The following is a 15,592-nucleotide window of genomic DNA, read 5'->3' on the forward strand; positions in this document are numbered from 1 at the left end:
CAATCACCATCGGCAACACTCCGCGATCGGCAAGATTCCGCCCATCACCAGGTTGACCAACCTGCCTGGGCAGTACACCTAGCGCGTCGCCGCGATAATGTCAGCGGGTGACCGGCGGGCGTGCCCAGGACCTGCGTGACCTTGCGCGGCTGCGGCGCGTTCGGGACCGGATCGACCGGGACTACGCCCAACCGCTGAACCTGGAAGCACTGGCTCGCGACGTTCACCTGTCCACGGGGCACTTGTCGCGACAATTCAAGCTCGCCTACGGCGAATCGCCGTACTCCTACCTGATGACCCGGCGGATCGAACGCGCGATGGCACTGCTGCGGTGCGGGGACATGAGCGTCACCGAGGTCTGTTTCACGGTCGGCTGCTCCTCACTGGGGACGTTCAGCACCCGCTTCACCGAACTTGTCGGGATGCCACCGAGCCGCTATCGGGCGGAGACCAGGCACCTCACCGAGGGCATCCCGTCGTGCCTGGAGAAGCAGGTCACCAGACCGATCAGGAATCGAGAAGCCCCGGCCGGCGCGCTGCACTTACCGTGACCGCTATGAACATCACCATTCACTCGAGTTTCCTGCCGTACGACGATCCGGAAGCCTCCGTCGCCTTCTACCGCGACGCGCTGGGCTTCGAGGTGCGTTTGGATGTCGGTAAAGGCACGATGCGCTGGATCACGGTCGGTCCTCCCAATCAGCCCGACACCTCGATCGTCTTGTGTCCGCCGGCGGCCAACCCCGGGATCACCGACGAGGAGCGCCGCGTCATCGCCGAAATGATGGCCAAGGGGACCTACGGCACGCTTCTGCTGGCCTCCGACGATCTTGACGGCGTCTTCGATCGGCTGCAGGCGACGGACGCCGAAGTGGTCCAAGAGCCGACGCAGCAGCCATATGGCGTGCGAGACTGCGCTTTCCGTGATCCCGCCGGCAACATGGTTCGCATTCAACAACGCTGAGAAGTCCGTTATCGCCGAGGGCGAACAGTCCGGTGCGCACCAACCGGGCGCCCGTCCACTAGCCTGCTTAGCAACGCCCAACGCAAACGAAAGGGGCCGGCGTGGAGGTCAAGATCGGGGTCACCGACAGCGCGCGCGAACTGGTGATCAACAGTGCGCAGACGCCCGATGAAGTCGAGAAGCTGGTCGGCGCCGCGTTGGGCAAGGGCGCGGAGAGCGCGGGACTGCTGTCCCTCACCGACGAAAAGGGCCGTCGCTACCTGGTGCAGGCCGCCAAGATCGCCTACGTGGAGATCGGCGTGGCCGACAGCCGCCGGGTCGGTTTCGGGATCGGTGCCGACGCCGCTACCGCGTAAGCGGCACGTGTGACAGACCGCCCCAGGCGAACGCCACCGTCCCGTCGACGGCATCGTCCTTGGAGATCGGGCGGTCACTGTCCAGCCAGTACCGGGCGCAGTCGACGCTGATCGCGACCAACCCCACCGCGACCATCCGGGCGCGGTGCGGGTCCAGGCCGGAGTCACGGCTGACCAGGTCGAAAATCGCGTCGATGCACGACTCGGTGGCGACCCGCACCTGGACCGCTACCTGTGGCTCGGCGACGTTGTCGTTCTCGAAGATCAGCCGGTAGCCCTGGCTGTCGTGCTCGATGAAGTCGAAGAATGCCTGCACCGCCGAACGCAACCGCTGGCGGTTGTCGGTGGTGGTCCGCAGTGCCTGACGGACACCGGAGACCAGGTTTTCCACGTGCCGGGCCAGCACCGCCAGGTACAGCTCCAGCTTCGACGCGAAGTGCTGGTAGAGGATCGGTTTGCTGACGCCGGCCCGCTCGGCGATCTCGTCCATGCCGGCAGCGTGGTAGCCGCGGTCGACAAATACATCGCTGGCGGCGATCAGCAGCTGACCGCGTCGCTCGTCGCGGGGTAGCCGGCTGCCCCGACGGCCGCCCCCAGTCGACGCCTTGGCGCCGCTCGAGCGGCGGCCGGACGGCTGGGCGCCGTCCCGTTCTGCCGTGTCGATCGGTTTGCTCATCGACTCCTCAATCTGGTTCGGCCGGACGCCTGGGACTGGGTCCGCGACGGCCGGTGCGTGAGAGCGAGACTACGCGCTGCAGCCGTCACTTCCACCAGCGACATCCGCCAGTCCGCTGCCGATCAGCATTTCGAAGTCCCCGCAGCACCCTCCTGGCGTGCCGCAGAGTCCCAGCTCGCAGACCTTGTGCCATTCTGGGACGGTGACCTACGACCCGGGGCGAAGCGGCGGCGGTCGAGCCCCGGTGCTGCGGGATCGCTTCCGCGAGCCCCTGCGCGCCCAGCGTGACCCACTCGCGGCCGGTGCCGGGCGGCTGCGCTCCGACCGTGATGTGCACCGCCAGTGGCGCAAGCAGTCGTGGCTGGGCAGGTTCGTGTCCACCTATGGTTGGCGCGCCTACGCGCTGCCGGTGCTCATGGCTCTCACCGTCGTGGTGGTGTATCAGACGGTGACCGGCACGGGAGTGCGCACTCAGGCCGCCGACGACACAGTCCAGGGCCCGCCGACGATCGGATCGGCCGGTACTTCGATCATCGGTGCGCCGCCGCGCGGCCTCACCGAGTTCGACGTCAACCTGCCGACCGGCGTGCTGCCCAACGGCGGCCCGTTCACCGAAGCCGGCGACATGTCCTGGCACGTCATACCGGGAACGGAGCCCGAATTCGGTCAAGGCACCGAGAAGGTGTTCGCCTACACCATCGAGGTGGAGAACGGCATCGACACCACCGCGTTCGGCGGCGACGAGGCTTTCGCCCGGATGGTCGACCAGACCCTGCGCAACCCCAAGGGTTGGACGCACACCCCGCAGATCGGGTTCGTGCGGGTCGACGGCAGCAGCCCGATCACCCCGGATTTCCGCATCTCGCTGACGTCGCCGATCACGGTCCGGGAGGGCTGCGGCTACGAGATTCCGCTGGAAGCGTCCTGCTACAACCCGTCCTACGGGGCAAGGTCGGAGCCACGGGTGTTCGTCAACGAAGCCCGCTGGGTTCGCGGTGCCGTGCCCTTCCAGGGCGACATCGGGTCCTATCGGCAATACCTGATCAACCACGAGGTCGGTCACGCTATCGGCTATCAGCACCATGAGCCGTGCGACAAGCAGGACGGGCTGGCGCCGGTGATGATGCAGCAGACGTTCGGCACCTCCAACGACGACGCGGCGAAGTTCGACCCGGACTGGGTCAAGCCCGATGGAAAGACCTGCCGCTTCAACCCCTGGCCCTCGCCGATCGCCTGAGCCGGTCAGCTGCCGTGGGAAGGGTTCCCCGCGGTTTGTCGTTGCCCCCAGCAGCTGCTGTGATGGATTGGCGGACGCGACGTTGAGGAGATTGCCCGGTGCCGAATTCACTGCCGCCGCTGGTGGAACCGGCCGGCGAGCTGACCAGGGATGAAGTGGCGCGCTACAGCCGGCACCTGATCATTCCCGACGTCGGCGTGCAGGGGCAGAAGCGGCTCAAGAACGCCCGCGTGCTGGTGATCGGCGCCGGCGGACTGGGTGCGCCGACGCTGCTGTATCTGGCGGCCGCCGGCGTCGGCACCATCGGGATCGTCGACTTCGACGTCGTCGAAGAATCGAACCTGCAGCGCCAGGTCATCCACGGGATCTCCGACATCGGCCGCGCGAAAGCCGAAAGCGCCCGTGACTCGATCGCCGAGGTCAACCCGCTCGTACGGGTGCAGCTGCACCAGGTGCGGCTGGAGGCGTCCAACGCCGTCGAGCTGTTCGAGCAATACGACCTGATCCTGGACGGCACCGACAACTTCGCCACCCGCTACCTGGTCAACGACGCAGCGGTGTTGGCGCACAAGCCCTACATCTGGGGATCGATCTACCGCTTCGAGGGCCAGGTGTCGGTGTTCTGGGAGGACGCCCCGGCCGATGAGGCCGGCAATGAGCGCGGCCTGAACTACCGCGACCTGTACCCCGAACCGCCGCCGCCGGGAATGGTGCCGTCGTGCGCCGAGGGCGGTGTGCTCGGGGTGCTGTGCGCCTCGATCGGGTCGGTGATGGGCACCGAAGCGATCAAGCTGATCACCGGTATCGGAGAACCGCTGCTGGGCCGGCTGATGATCTACGACGCCCTGGAGATGAGCTACCGCACCATCGCGATCCGCAAGGACCCCGCCACGCCGAAGATCACCGAGCTGATCGACTACGACGCATTCTGCGGCGCGCTCTCCGAACAGGCCGCCGAAATGGCCGCCGGGTCAGCGATCACCCCGGCCGAGCTGCGCGAGCTGCTGGACTCCGGTCAACCGTTGACGCTGATCGACGTGCGCGAGCCCGGAGAGTGGGCGATCAACCGTATCGAGGGTGCGCAGTTGGTCCCGCAGTCGACGATCAACACCGGTGAGGGCCTGGCAAAGCTTCCGCAGGACCGAATGTCGGTGCTGTACTGCAAGACCGGTGTCCGCTCTGCCGAGGCCCTGGCCACCCTGAAGAAAGCCGGATTTGCCAATGCAGTCCATCTGCAGGGCGGAATTGTGGCGTGGGCCAAGCAGATGCAGCCCGACATGGTCATGTACTAGGCGCCAGAGACCCGGTGAAACCGTGCATAGGGCGGTGACCCGCCGCGCCCGGCTCCGCCGTGCTTGCGATCACCGCGGTTAGTCTTATCGCGTGACCATCGAGCCGCCGCCCGAACATGTGCTGGCGACGTTCGGTATTCGCAACGTTTCGCCCACTCCGCTCGGTGCCGGCTGGGAAGACGGCTGGAGGTGCGGGGAAGTTGTCCTGTCGATGGTCGCCGACCATGCCAGGGCCGCGTGGTCGGCGAAAGTACGCGAAACGCTGTTCGCTGACGGCATCCGCCTGGCCCGCCCGGTGCGCTCCACCGACGGACGCTATGTGGTGTCGGGTTGGCGAGCAGACACCTTCGTCGGCGGCAGCCCCGAGCCGCGCCACGACGAGGTGGTGTCGGCGGCGGTTCGGCTGCACGAAGCCACTTCCAAGTTGGAGCGGCCCCGTTTCCTGACCCAGGCGCCGGTGGCGCCCTGGGCCGACGTCGACGTGTTCATCGCCGCGGACCGGGCCGCCTGGGAGGAACGGCCGTTCGCCTCGCTGCAGGCCGGTGCCCGGCTGGCCCCGGGCTCGGTGGACGGTCAGCGGTCGATCGACCTGATCAACCAGCTGGCCACCTTGCGCAAACCCACCAAGAGCCCCAGCCAGTTGGTGCACGGCGACCTGTATGGCACGGTGCTGTTCTCCGGCGCCGCGGCGCCCGGCATCACCGACATCACGCCGTACTGGCGGCCGGCCTCGTGGGCTGCCGGGGTGGTGGTGGTGGATGCCCTGTCGTGGGGTGATGCCGACGACGGGCTGATCGAACGCTGGGAAACGATGCCCGAGTGGCCGCAGATGTTGCTGCGGGCGTTGATGTTCCGACTCGCAGTACATGCGCTGCACCCGCGCTCGACCGAGGAGGCGTTCCCCGGGCTGGCCCGCACGGCGGCGCTGGTGCGCCTGGCGCTCTAGCCTCTCGTTTCTCGTTTCTCGCCGAACGTGTACTCAGCACGGGATTTCGGCCGATCGTTCGGTCTGAGTACACGCTCGCCGAATGTGCCGCCGTCAGAACCGGTGTCGCAGCGTGTGCAGATCCACTTTCCCGTCGACGGCCAGCACTCCCTCGGCGCGAAGGCGTTCCAGCTGCTCGGTGCGCAAGTGTGCCGCCGGCCGTCCCGACGCCGGGACCACCCGGTGCCAGGGCAGGTCGGTGCCGTCGATCCGCAGAATCCATCCCACGATGCGAGGACTGGAAAGCCCTGCCGCGGAAGCGACGTCGCCATAGGTGGTGACCCGGCCGGCAGGCACGCTGATGATCAGTGCGCGCACCAGCTCGACCTGTTCGTCGGTGACGGCGGCCACGGACTGCGCTCCTAGCGCCGGGCCAGCTGCGCGCGGATCACGGCGGCAGCCTCGGCGGGACGGGCCTGGTCGACCATGTGATTGCAGTCGAAGTCGACCAGCTGGAAGTTCGCGCCCAGCCGGTCCCGCAGACCCTCGATGAGGGCCGCTTCCACATACGGTGGCGAGGTGCGGGTGGCCCGCACAACGGTGGTCGGCGTGGCTTGCGGCAGCACGACGGCGCGAGCTAACTCGCTCCAGTACGACATCACCGCGGGCACGCTGATCCGCCACCCGAAGCGGCCCGAGGGCAGCGCGATCAGATGCTCGTCGAGTTCGACGTCGAGCAGGCCGGGATCCACGTCGGACCACGCGTCGTTCTCCTTCTCGGCCCGAGCCTCCGCGGCATCGGGGTAGTCGGGGGAAGCCAGCATCGCGGCGGCGATCGTGGCCATCCACTCACCGTCCAGGCCGATCGCCGGGTCGAGCAGGATCAGTGCATCGACCAGGTCGGGGCGCGCCGCGGCCAGATGCAGCGCTATCGCACCGCCGAAGGAATGCGCGACCACCGGGACCGGGCCGTGCGCGGTGCCCTCCAGCAACGCCGCCAGCGCCGCGACGTTGGCGTCGATGCTCCACGGGGCCGCCCACGACGAGTGTCCATGGCCGATCAGGTCTGGCGCGGCGACCGCGATGTCGGGCAGTTGCTCGGCCACGTAGCGCCAGCGTGCCCCGTGACCGGTCAGCCCGTGGACTGCCAGCAGACCCACTGGTCCGTCCGGGCCGTAGCGGTGCACATGCAGTCGATGATCGGGATTCACCCGTCGATGGTGCCAGCCGCGCCCGCACTTGTCGGAGGGCAGTGCTCTTATAGGCGGCATGCCACAAGTTTGGGGATCGTCCACCGCGCAGGTCGCCGCGGTTCTCGATCCGGGTGCGCGTGGCGTTGTGCAGGTACGTGGGGGGCCGGGCACCGGCAAGTCCCGCCTGCTGGTGGAGGTGGCCACCGCCCACGTCGCCGCGGGCGTGGACGCGAATTCGGTGCTGCTGCTGACCGGGTCGGGCCGGCTTCCCGCGGCGGACCGTGGAGCGCTGACCGCGACGTTGCTGGCGGCCGGGGGGCCCGCGGCGAGCCAGGTGATCCGGGAACCGCTGGTGCGCACCGTGCACGGCTACGCCTTCGCGGTGCTCCAGCGCGCCGCCCGGCGGGCTGAGGCCACCCCGCCGCGGCTGGTCACCGGTGCCGAGCAGGACAGCGTGATCCGTGAGCTGCTCGCCGGGGATGGTGCCGGCGCCTGGCCGCCGTCGTTGCACGCGGCACTGGCCACCGACGGCTTCGCCACCGAACTGCGCGACTTGATGGCACGCTGCGCCGAACGCGGTGTGGACCCGGCCGAGCTGGCCAGGTTGGGTAAGCGCTGCCGCCGCCCGGAGTGGACAGCCGCGGGCCGGTTCGCCCAGCAGTACGAGCAGGTGATGCTGCTTCGTGCCGCGGTCGGTACCGCGGCGCCCCAGGCGACCACGCCGGCGCTGGGCGCCGCGGAATTGGTCGGGGCGGCGCTGGAGGCATTCGCGACCGACCCGGATCTGCTCATTGACGAACGCAGCCGGATCCGGTTGCTCTTGGTCGACGACGCGCAGCAACTCGACCCGCAGGCTGCCCGGTTGGTGCGGGTGCTGGCCGCCGGCGTGCACCGGACGGTGATCGCGGGCGACCCCGATCAGGCGGTGTTCGGATTCCGCGGCGCTGAACCCACCGTCCTGCTGGCCGACGACGCGCAGTCCGACGGGGCCACGGTCCCCGCGTTGACGCTGACGACGTCGCATCGGTGCGCGCCGGCGGTGGCCCGGACTATCAGCGCCGTCGCCGCGCGGCTGCCCGGCACCAGCGCCACCCGCCGGATCGAGGGCACCGGGACCGGCGCCGGGGCGGTGAGCGTGCGCACGGCGGCCACCAGCCACGCCGAGGCCGCCCTGATCGCCGACACCCTGCGGCGCGCGCACCTGATCGACGGGGTGCCGTGGTCGCAGATGGCGGTGATCGTCCGGTCCGTGCCGCGGGCGGCCGCGCGGCTACCGCGCACCCTGGCCGCCGCCGGGATCCCGGTCACGCTGCCGGCCAGCGGTGGACTGTTGGCTGAACAGCCCGCGGTGGCCGCCCTTCTCACGGTGCTGGAGTGCACCGCCGACGCGGTGGACGGCGCTCGGGCGTTGGCCTTGCTCAGTGGGCCGATCGGGCGGGTGGACCCGATCTCGCTGCGGCAACTGCAGCGCACCCTGCGCCGCGGTACGGCCGGACTGCAATCGCCGCATGAACCCGGCGACCGCCTCGCGGGGGTGCTCACCGGTGCGCCTGTCGAGCTGCCGGCCGCGCACACCCGCGCGCTGCGCAGGGTTCGGGCGGTGCTGCAGGCCGCGGCCCGCAGCCATGCCGACGGCCGCGATCCGCACCACACGCTGTGGCAGGCCTGGAATCGCTCAGGGCTGCAACAACGTTGGCTGTCGGCTGCCGAGCGCGGCGGTCCGTCCGGCGCCCAAGCCGGTCGGGATCTGGACGCGGTGACCGCACTGTTCGACCTCGCCGAGCAGTACGTGGCCCGCACCGCCGGCGCCACCCTGACCGGGCTGGTCGAGTACGTCACCGCCATGCAACTGGCGGCGCCGCGCCCCGATTCCGTGCCGGGCACCGAGGCGGTGGGTGTGCTCAGTGCGCACGCCGCGCTCGGGCGCGAATGGGATCTGGTGGTCATCGCCGGCGTCCAGGAAGGACTGTGGCCCAACACCGTTCCGCGCGGCGGCGTGCTGGGAACCCAGCGGCTGCTGGACACCCTGCAGGGCTTCGGGGAAGAGGTCTCGGCCCGCGCCCCGCTGCTTGCCGAGGAGCGACGGCTGCTGGTGGCGGCGCTGGGTCGGGCCCGGCGCCGGCTGCTGATCACCGCTGTCGACGGCGACGGGGACGGCGGCGCCGAGGAGCAGATCCCGTCGGAGTTCTTCGTCGAACTCACGGCCTGCGCCACCGGTGACGTGCCAACGGCACCGGCTGCACCGGTGGTTTCCCCGCCGGTGCTGTCCGCAGCCGGATTGGTGGGCCGACTGCGCGCCGTGGTCTGCGCACCGGAGGCAGCTGTAAGCGATTCCGAACGCGCCGACGCGGCAACGCAATTGGCGCGGCTCGCCCGGGCCGGGGTGCCCGGCGCCGACCCGCAGAGCTGGTACGGCGCGGCACCGCTGAGCACCGAGGAGCCGCTGTGGCACCCCGGCGGCGGACCGGTCACCCTGTCGCCGTCGGCGCTGCAGAGCCTGTTGGACTGCCCGCTGCGCTGGTTGGCCGAACGCCACGGCGGGACCGATGGCCGCGACCTGCGCTCGACGATCGGATCGGTGGTACACGCGCTGGTCGCCGAATCGGCGGGCAGCCCGCAGGAACTGCTCGCCGAGTTGGACCGCGCCTGGCAGCAGCTGCCGTTCGCGTCGCAGTGGTATTCGGCCAACGAACACGACCGGCATCGCGCCATCATCGAGGCTTTCCTGGCATGGCGGGCGCAAACCCGTGGCGAGCTCACCGAAGTCGGCACGGAGATCGCCTTCGATGGAGTGATCGACGCCGGTGATGACGGGGTGCGGCTACGCGGCCGGATCGACCGGGTCGAACGCGACGCCGCCGGCCGGCTGGTAGTCGTCGACGTCAAGACCGCGAAGACCCCGGCCAGCAAGGACGACGCACAACAGCACGCACAGCTGGCCGTCTACCAATTGGCGGTCGAGGCCGGGCTCATCGGGCCCGACGAGCAACCCGGTGGCGCCCGCCTGGTCTATCCCGCCAAACCCGGACCGGTCGGCGCCACCGAACGCGAACAGGATCCCCTCACGCCCGACACCGGTGGGCAATGGCGGGAGCGGATCGGGCAGGCGGCCGCGGCCACCGCCGGGCCGCAGTTCACCGCCCGCGTCAACGACGGCTGCCGGCACTGCCCGGTCCGGCCGATCTGCCCCGCCCACAACGGCGGGTGCGGGGGATGAGAAACCGCTACGACCCCGCCGAACTGGCGGCCGCGCTCGGGTTACACCAACCCACCGAGGAGCAGGCCGCGGTCATCGCCGCCCCGCCGGGTCCCCTGGTGGTGATCGCCGGCGCGGGCGCCGGCAAGACCGAGACGATGGCTGCCCGGGTGGTGTGGCTGGTTGCCAACGGCTATGCCCACCCCGGCCAGGTCCTCGGGCTGACCTTTACCCGCAAGGCGGCCGGCCAACTGCTGCGCCGGGTGCGATCCCGGCTGGCGCGGTTGGCCGGTGCGGGACTGGTGGCGGCCGAACCGAACCAACCCGGCGGTTCGGCGAGGCTCGATGGTGCCCCGGCGACAACACCTGTGGTGAGCACCTACCACGCCTTCGCCGGCGCGCTGCTGCGCGAGCACGGGCTGCTGCTCGGAATCGAGCCCGACACCCGGCTGCTCACCGAGACCGGCTTGTGGCAGTTGGCGTTCGACGTGGTCAGCGGTTATCCGGGGGAACTGCACACCGACCGGGATCCCGCCGCCGTCACCGCGATGGTGTTGCGGCTGGCCGGGCAACTGGCCGAACACCTGGTGGACACCGACGCCCTGCGCCACACCCACCTGGAATTGGAGCGGTTGGTGCACACCCTGCCGCCGGGCCCTCGCCAGCGCGCCGAACCCACCCAGTCGCTGCTCAAGATGCTCGATACCCAGACCGAACGTGCCGAGCTGGTGCCGCTGATCGACGCCTTGCACCAACGCATGCGGACGGAACGGGCCATGGACTTCGGGGCACAGATGGCCACGGCCGCTCGGCTTGCGCAATCCAACGAGGCCGTCGGCGCGCGGTTGCGCGCCACCTACCGGGTGGTGCTGCTCGACGAGTATCAGGACACCGGTCATGCCCAGCGCATCGCCTTGTCGTCGCTGTTCGGCGGCGGCGCCGACGATGGCCTGGCGTTGACCGCGGTGGGCGACCCGATCCAGTCGATCTACGGCTGGCGCGGCGCCTCGGCAACCAACCTGCCCCGATTCGCCACCGACTTCCCCCTGTCCGACGGCAGCCCGGCACCCACCCTGGAGTTGCGGACCAGCTGGCGCAACCCGCCGGAAGTGCTGCAACTGGCCAACGAGATCTCCGCTGAGGCACGTCAGCGCTCCGTCACGGTGCAATCGCTGCGGCCGCGCCCGGCCGCGCCCCCCGGTGACGTGCGGGTCGCGCTGCTGTCCGACGTAGTCGCCGAGGACGAGTGGGTCGCCGAGGCATTGCAGCGGTGCTACCGGCAAGCCGATACCGACGGCGTGCCCCCGCCCACGGCCGCTGTGCTGGTGCGGCGCAACGCCGATGCCGCGCCACTGGCCGAGGCGATCCGCGCCCGAGGTATCCCGGTGGAGGTGGTCGGGCTGGCCGGACTGCTGTCGGTGCCGGAGGTTGCCGATCTGGTGGCGATGCTGCGACTGATCCAGGAGCCGACCGCCGGCGCCGCGGCGATGCGGGTGCTGACCGGCCCACGATGGCGGCTCGGCGCCGCCGATCTGGCCGCGCTGTGGCGGCGCGCCGCCGAGCTGGCCCGGCCCGAACAGTCGACCGCGCCGGTCTCGGCTGCCGAGATCGCTGCACCGGCCGGGCCCGATTCCGATACCGCGTGTCTGGCCGACGCGCTCGCCGATCCCGGACCGGCAGAGCGCTATTCGGCCGTCGGGTACCGGCGCATCGTCACCCTTGCCGAGGAACTGACCCTGCTGCGCGGGCACCTGTGGCATCCGCTGCCCGACTTGGTCGCCGAGGTACGTCGGGTGCTCGGCCTGGACTGCGAGGTACTCGCCGCGCAGCCGGTGGCGGCAAGTGCGGCCGGCACCGAACAGCTGGACGCCTTCGCCGACGTGGTGGCAGGCTATGCGGACGGCGCCGGGGCGCCCGCCGCTCTGCCAGGTCTGCTGGGTTACCTGGACGCCGCCGCCGTGGTGGAGAACGGGCTGGCGCCGGCAGCACCGGCGGTCGCTGCCGACCGCGTCCAGATCCTCACGGTGCATGCCGCCAAGGGACTGGAATGGCAGGTGGTCGCGGTACCGCACCTGGTGGCGCGGGTTTTCCCGTCGACCGCGTCGCGACGCAGCTGGCTCTCCGATGCCGCCGAACTGCCACCGCTGCTGCGCGGCGACCGGGCGCAGCCCGGCGGTTCAGCGAGGCTCGACGGAGGAGAGGCGAAGCTGGGACCGGGCGATCATGGCGTCCCGCTGCTCGACACCGGCGCGGTCACCAACCGAAAGCAATTGTCCGACGCCATCTCCGAACACCAGCGCCGCCTGGATCAGCGGCGGGTCGACGAAGAGCGCCGGCTGCTCTACGTCGCCGTCACCCGCGCCGAGGACACCCTGCTGGTCTCTGGCCACCACTGGGGCCAGGGCGAGACAAAGCCGCGCGGCCCGTCGGACTTCCTCACCGAGATCAAGGCGGTGATGGATCGCTCGGCCGAGGCCGGGACGCCTTGCGGATCGGTCGAGCGCTGGGCGGAGGCGCCGGCCGATGGAGAGAAAAATCCGTTGTGCGACACCGTAAACGAAGGAACCTGGCCAGTCGACCCGCTGACCGGCCGGCGCGGTGATGTCGAACGCGGGGCCGCACTGGTCGCCGCCGAGTTGCAGGCCGGCGACCCCCAGGACGGCGCAGCCTCGGTCAGTTCGTGGGCCGCCGATGTCGACGCGCTGTTGGCAGAGCGAGCCACGACCGCCACGCAGCAGGCCCGCACCCTGCCCACCCAGCTCTCGGTGAGCGGCCTGGTGGAGTTGAGCCGCGACCCCGCCGGCGCAGGCCAGCGCCTGAGTCGCCGGCTTCCGGCCCGGCCGGACCCGCATGCGTTGTTGGGCACTGCCTTTCACGACTGGGTCCAGCGACTCTATGGGGCCGAGCGGCTTTTCGAGCTCGAAGATCTGCCCGGCGCGGCCGACGCCGACACCGCCCGCGCCGATGCGCAGGAGCTGGCACGTCTGCAGGCGGCTTTCCTGGAATCGCCGTGGGCGGCCCGTACTCCCACCGCCGTTGAGGTGCCGTTCGAGATGGCTATCGGCAGCCGGGTGGTGCGCGGCCGGATCGACGCGGTGTTCGCCGATCGCGACGGTGGCGTCACCGTGGTGGACTGGAAGACCGGTGCGCCGCCCGATGGGCCCGAGGCACGCCGGCACGCCGCCGTACAGCTCGGCGTCTACCGATTGGCCTGGGCCGCGTTGACCGGCTGCCCGGAATCACAGGTGCGAGCCGCCTTCCACTACGTGCGCACCGGGGCCACCGTCGTCGTCGAAGAACTGCCCGAACGGGCTGAGCTCGCCGCGCTGCTCAACAGCTGAGGACACGTGTGGTTACAGTGGGTCCGTGCGTCAGGTGCGACCGATGACCGCCCGTCGTGGCGGGAGCTAGCTGGCGGCGGTTGCGTCGTCTCGACGAGACGCTGACCGCCCAACCCAGCCACGCGCTTGTCGGGGTGCTGCGCATCCCTCATGGGCAATACAGCCCCGGTCGCATCGTCTACCGGCGCACCGCCATTGCACTGGCGGCGCTGCTGGTGTCCACGCTGCTGGTCTACGTCGACCGCGACGGCTACCAGGACGTGCAAGGCGACCGGCTGAGCTTCCTGGACTGCCTGTATTACTCGGCGGTGACGCTGTCGACCACCGGGTACGGCGACATCACGCCGGTCACCGAGTTCGCCCGCATGATCAACGTCACGATCATCACTCCGCTGCGGATCGCCTTCCTGATCTTGCTGGTCGGAACGACCGTGGAGGCGTTTACCGAGACTTCCCAGCAGGCATTCCGCATTCAGCGTTGGAGGAAAAGAGTGCGCGACCACACCATCGTCATCGGGTACGGAACCAAGGGAAAGACCGCGATCGCCGCGATGCTCGGCGACGACGAGACCACCCCCAGCGACATCGTCGTGGTGGACAACGACCGTGCCGTGCTCGAGCGCGCCAAGAGCGCCGGGCTGGTGACGGTCGACGGCGACGCGACCCGATCGGACGTACTGCGGCTGGCCAGCGCCCAGCGTGCATCGGCGATCGTGGTGGCCACCGGCTCGGATGCCACCGCCGCCTTGGTCACCTTGACCGCCCGCGAGATCGCGCCACAGGCCACCATCGTGGCGGCCATTCGGGAGGCCGAGAACCAACATCTGCTGGAACAGTCCGGCGCCAACTCGGTGGTGGTGTCCTCCGAAACCGCCGGACGGCTGCTCGGCATCGCCACCACCACGCCCAACGTGGTCGAGATCATCGAGGACTTGCTCACCCCGGACGCCGGCTACGCCATCGCCGAACGCGAGGTGGAACAGCAGGAAGTCGGCGGATCGGCCAAACATCTCAACGAGATTGTCCTCGCCTTGGTCCGCGAGGGGCGGCTGCTGCGACTGGATGCACCCGAGGTCGATGCCATCGAGGCCGGCGACCGGTTGCTCTACGTGCGTACGGTGACCAACCAGTGACGAGCGCAAGCGCGGCGACGCCGGACGCGGCGAGTCGACACGGGGTGCAATGATGGGCAACTTTCAGCTGCGCCAGGTGCCCCTGCTCTCGCGGGTTGGGGCGGATCGCGCCGACCAGTTGCGGACCGACACCGACGCGGCCGTCGCCGGGTGGTCGTCTGCCGCGCTGCTGCGGGTCGATCCCCGCAACCAGGTCTTGGTCGCCGCCGGCCGGGTGGTGCTGCAAGAGGCCCGGGAAGTGGGCGATACACCGCCATCGGATGCTGTGTTTCTGGGCCGTGTCGAGGACGGTCGACACGTCTGGGCCATTCGCGGCGCGCTGCAGGCCCCGGCCGGTGCCGACGTCTCGGTGCTGGACATCCGTGCCACCGGCGACATCTTCGACGACGTCAGCGCCCAATTGGTGTCGTCGGCCATCGCGCTGCTGAATTGGCATGACAATGCCAGGTTTTCGGCCGTCGACGGCACGCCGACCAAGCCGGTGCGCAGCGGCTGGGCGCGAGCCAATCCGGTCAGCGGCGTCGAGGAGTTCCCGCGCATCGACCCGGCGGTGATCTGCCTGGTGCATGACGGCGACGACCGTGTGGTGCTGGCCCGCCAGCACAACTGGCCGGTCCGGATGTTCTCGCTGCTGGCGGGCTTCGTCGAGGCCGGCGAGTCGTTCGAGACCTGCGTGGTTCGTGAGGTGCACGAAGAGGTCGGGCTGACCGTGCGCGATGTGACCTATCTGGGCAGCCAGCCGTGGCCGTTCCCGCGGTCACTGATGGTCGGCTTCCACGCCGTCGCCGACCCGGGCCAGACCTTCGTGTTCAGCGACGGCGAGATCACCGAGGCGGCCTGGTTCACCCGTGACGAGGTGCGGGCCGCGCTGTCCGCCGGGGCGTGGAACAGCGGCGACCCGGATGCCAAACTGCTGCTGCCCGGGTCGATCTCGATCGCTCGGACCATTATCGAGTCGTGGGCCGAATCGACCTGACGGATCTAGCCGCCCAGGCGCTCCAGCTTCGCCTTGACCTCACGTCCGGTCGGGTTCGTCAGCGTCGAGCCGTCGGCGAAGCGCAGCGTCGGCACCGTGCGGTTGCCGCCGTTGGCTGAGCTGACGAATTCCGCCGCCGTCGGGTCCAGCTCGATGTCGATCTCCTCGTAGTCGATCTCGAGCTTCTTCAACGACGCTTTGAGCTGCCGGCAGTAGCCACACCATTGGGTCGTGTACATGACGAGCTGGTTCATAACTCCCCAAACCTAATAGGTCACCCGATGATTCCCGAATCGGCGTCCG

Annotated in this window: 14 protein-coding genes; 10 read left to right on the plus strand and 4 right to left on the minus strand. The window is 69.8% G+C overall.

The features are described 5' to 3' along the window. Nucleotides 1-107: 107 nt before the first annotated feature. The 3 genes from ACJH5R_RS12185 to ACJH5R_RS12195 all read left to right on the plus strand — a co-directional run bounded on the left by ACJH5R_RS12185 (nt 108) and on the right by ACJH5R_RS12195 (nt 1,320). Nucleotides 108-551 (plus strand): helix-turn-helix transcriptional regulator, encoded by a 444-nt coding sequence (locus ACJH5R_RS12185; RefSeq protein WP_406782028.1) that lies wholly within the window; start codon nt 108-110, stop codon nt 549-551. Nucleotides 552-556: 5 nt separating this feature from the next. Continuing rightward, a complete protein-coding gene (locus tag ACJH5R_RS12190) occupies nt 557-964 on the plus strand; it encodes a VOC family protein (RefSeq protein WP_406782029.1) in 408 nt (135 codons plus the stop codon). Nucleotides 965-1,065: 101 nt separating this feature from the next. Beyond that, entirely contained in the window at nt 1,066-1,320 is a 255-nt protein-coding gene (locus ACJH5R_RS12195) for a DUF3107 domain-containing protein (protein WP_406758181.1), read from the plus strand. Here ACJH5R_RS12195 and ACJH5R_RS12200 read toward each other — a convergent pair. Then, nucleotides 1,310-1,996: a TetR/AcrR family transcriptional regulator gene (locus tag ACJH5R_RS12200; protein ID WP_406758182.1), complete on the minus strand. Its 687-nt coding sequence runs from the start codon at nt 1,994-1,996 to the stop codon at nt 1,310-1,312. The two genes, ACJH5R_RS12195 and ACJH5R_RS12200, sit on opposite strands and share 11 nt — an antisense overlap. Before the next feature lie 202 nt (nt 1,997-2,198). Here ACJH5R_RS12200 and ACJH5R_RS12205 point away from each other — a divergent pair, with 202 nt between their 5' ends. The 3 genes from ACJH5R_RS12205 (at nt 2,199) to ACJH5R_RS12215 (ending at nt 5,471) form a co-directional block, all read left to right on the plus strand. Beyond that, a complete protein-coding gene (locus ACJH5R_RS12205; protein WP_406758183.1) occupies nt 2,199-3,233 on the plus strand; it encodes a DUF3152 domain-containing protein in 1,035 nt (344 codons plus the stop codon). 98 nt (nt 3,234-3,331) lie between these two features. Further along, nucleotides 3,332-4,525: an adenylyltransferase/sulfurtransferase MoeZ gene (gene moeZ / locus ACJH5R_RS12210; RefSeq protein ID WP_406758184.1), complete on the plus strand. Its 1,194-nt coding sequence runs from the start codon at nt 3,332-3,334 to the stop codon at nt 4,523-4,525. 91 nt (nt 4,526-4,616) lie between these two features. Beyond that, nucleotides 4,617-5,471 (plus strand): TIGR02569 family protein, encoded by an 855-nt coding sequence (locus ACJH5R_RS12215; RefSeq protein WP_406758185.1) that lies wholly within the window; start codon nt 4,617-4,619, stop codon nt 5,469-5,471. Between the two features lie 93 nt (nt 5,472-5,564). Here ACJH5R_RS12215 and ACJH5R_RS12220 read toward each other — a convergent pair whose 3' ends face one another. Together ACJH5R_RS12220 and ACJH5R_RS12225 are read right to left on the minus strand one after the other, a co-directional pair. Further along, the gene (locus tag ACJH5R_RS12220; protein ID WP_406782030.1) at nt 5,565-5,861 is read right to left on the minus strand and encodes an MGMT family protein; all 297 of its coding nucleotides are present in this window, start codon (nt 5,859-5,861) and stop codon (nt 5,565-5,567) included. Between the two features lie 11 nt (nt 5,862-5,872). Further along, a complete protein-coding gene (locus ACJH5R_RS12225) occupies nt 5,873-6,661 on the minus strand; it encodes an alpha/beta fold hydrolase (RefSeq protein ID WP_406782031.1) in 789 nt (262 codons plus the stop codon). Nucleotides 6,662-6,719: 58 nt separating this feature from the next. Here ACJH5R_RS12225 and ACJH5R_RS12230 point away from each other — a divergent pair, with 58 nt between their 5' ends. From ACJH5R_RS12230 to nudC, 4 genes are read left to right on the plus strand one after another with little or no spacing between them, the layout of a single operon-like run. Beyond that, nucleotides 6,720-9,860 carry an ATP-dependent helicase gene (locus ACJH5R_RS12230; protein ID WP_406782032.1) on the plus strand — a complete coding sequence of 1,047 codons (3,141 nt, stop codon included), beginning with the start codon at nt 6,720-6,722 and terminating at the stop codon, nt 9,858-9,860. Continuing rightward, nucleotides 9,857-13,180, plus strand: a complete 3,324-nt coding sequence (locus ACJH5R_RS12235; RefSeq protein ID WP_406782033.1) for an ATP-dependent helicase — start codon at nt 9,857-9,859, stop codon at nt 13,178-13,180. Before ACJH5R_RS12230 ends, ACJH5R_RS12235 begins: the two co-directional genes overlap by 4 nt. A gap of 56 nt (nt 13,181-13,236) precedes the next feature. Then, on the plus strand, nt 13,237-14,313 hold the full coding sequence (locus ACJH5R_RS12240; RefSeq protein WP_406757605.1) for a potassium channel family protein: 1,077 nt from the start codon (nt 13,237-13,239) through the stop codon (nt 14,311-14,313). A gap of 52 nt (nt 14,314-14,365) precedes the next feature. After that, nucleotides 14,366-15,289: an NAD(+) diphosphatase gene (gene nudC / locus ACJH5R_RS12245; RefSeq protein WP_406782034.1), complete on the plus strand. Its 924-nt coding sequence runs from the start codon at nt 14,366-14,368 to the stop codon at nt 15,287-15,289. Between the two features lie 5 nt (nt 15,290-15,294). Here the strand turns inward: nudC and ACJH5R_RS12250 are convergent, their stop codons facing one another. After that, nucleotides 15,295-15,543 (minus strand): mycoredoxin, encoded by a 249-nt coding sequence (locus ACJH5R_RS12250; protein WP_024443678.1) that lies wholly within the window; start codon nt 15,541-15,543, stop codon nt 15,295-15,297. Nucleotides 15,544-15,592 lie beyond the last annotated feature (49 nt).

Source organism: Mycobacterium sp. SMC-19 (genome assembly GCF_045310815.1).
Taxonomy (GTDB): Bacteria; Actinomycetota; Actinomycetes; order Mycobacteriales; family Mycobacteriaceae; genus Mycobacterium.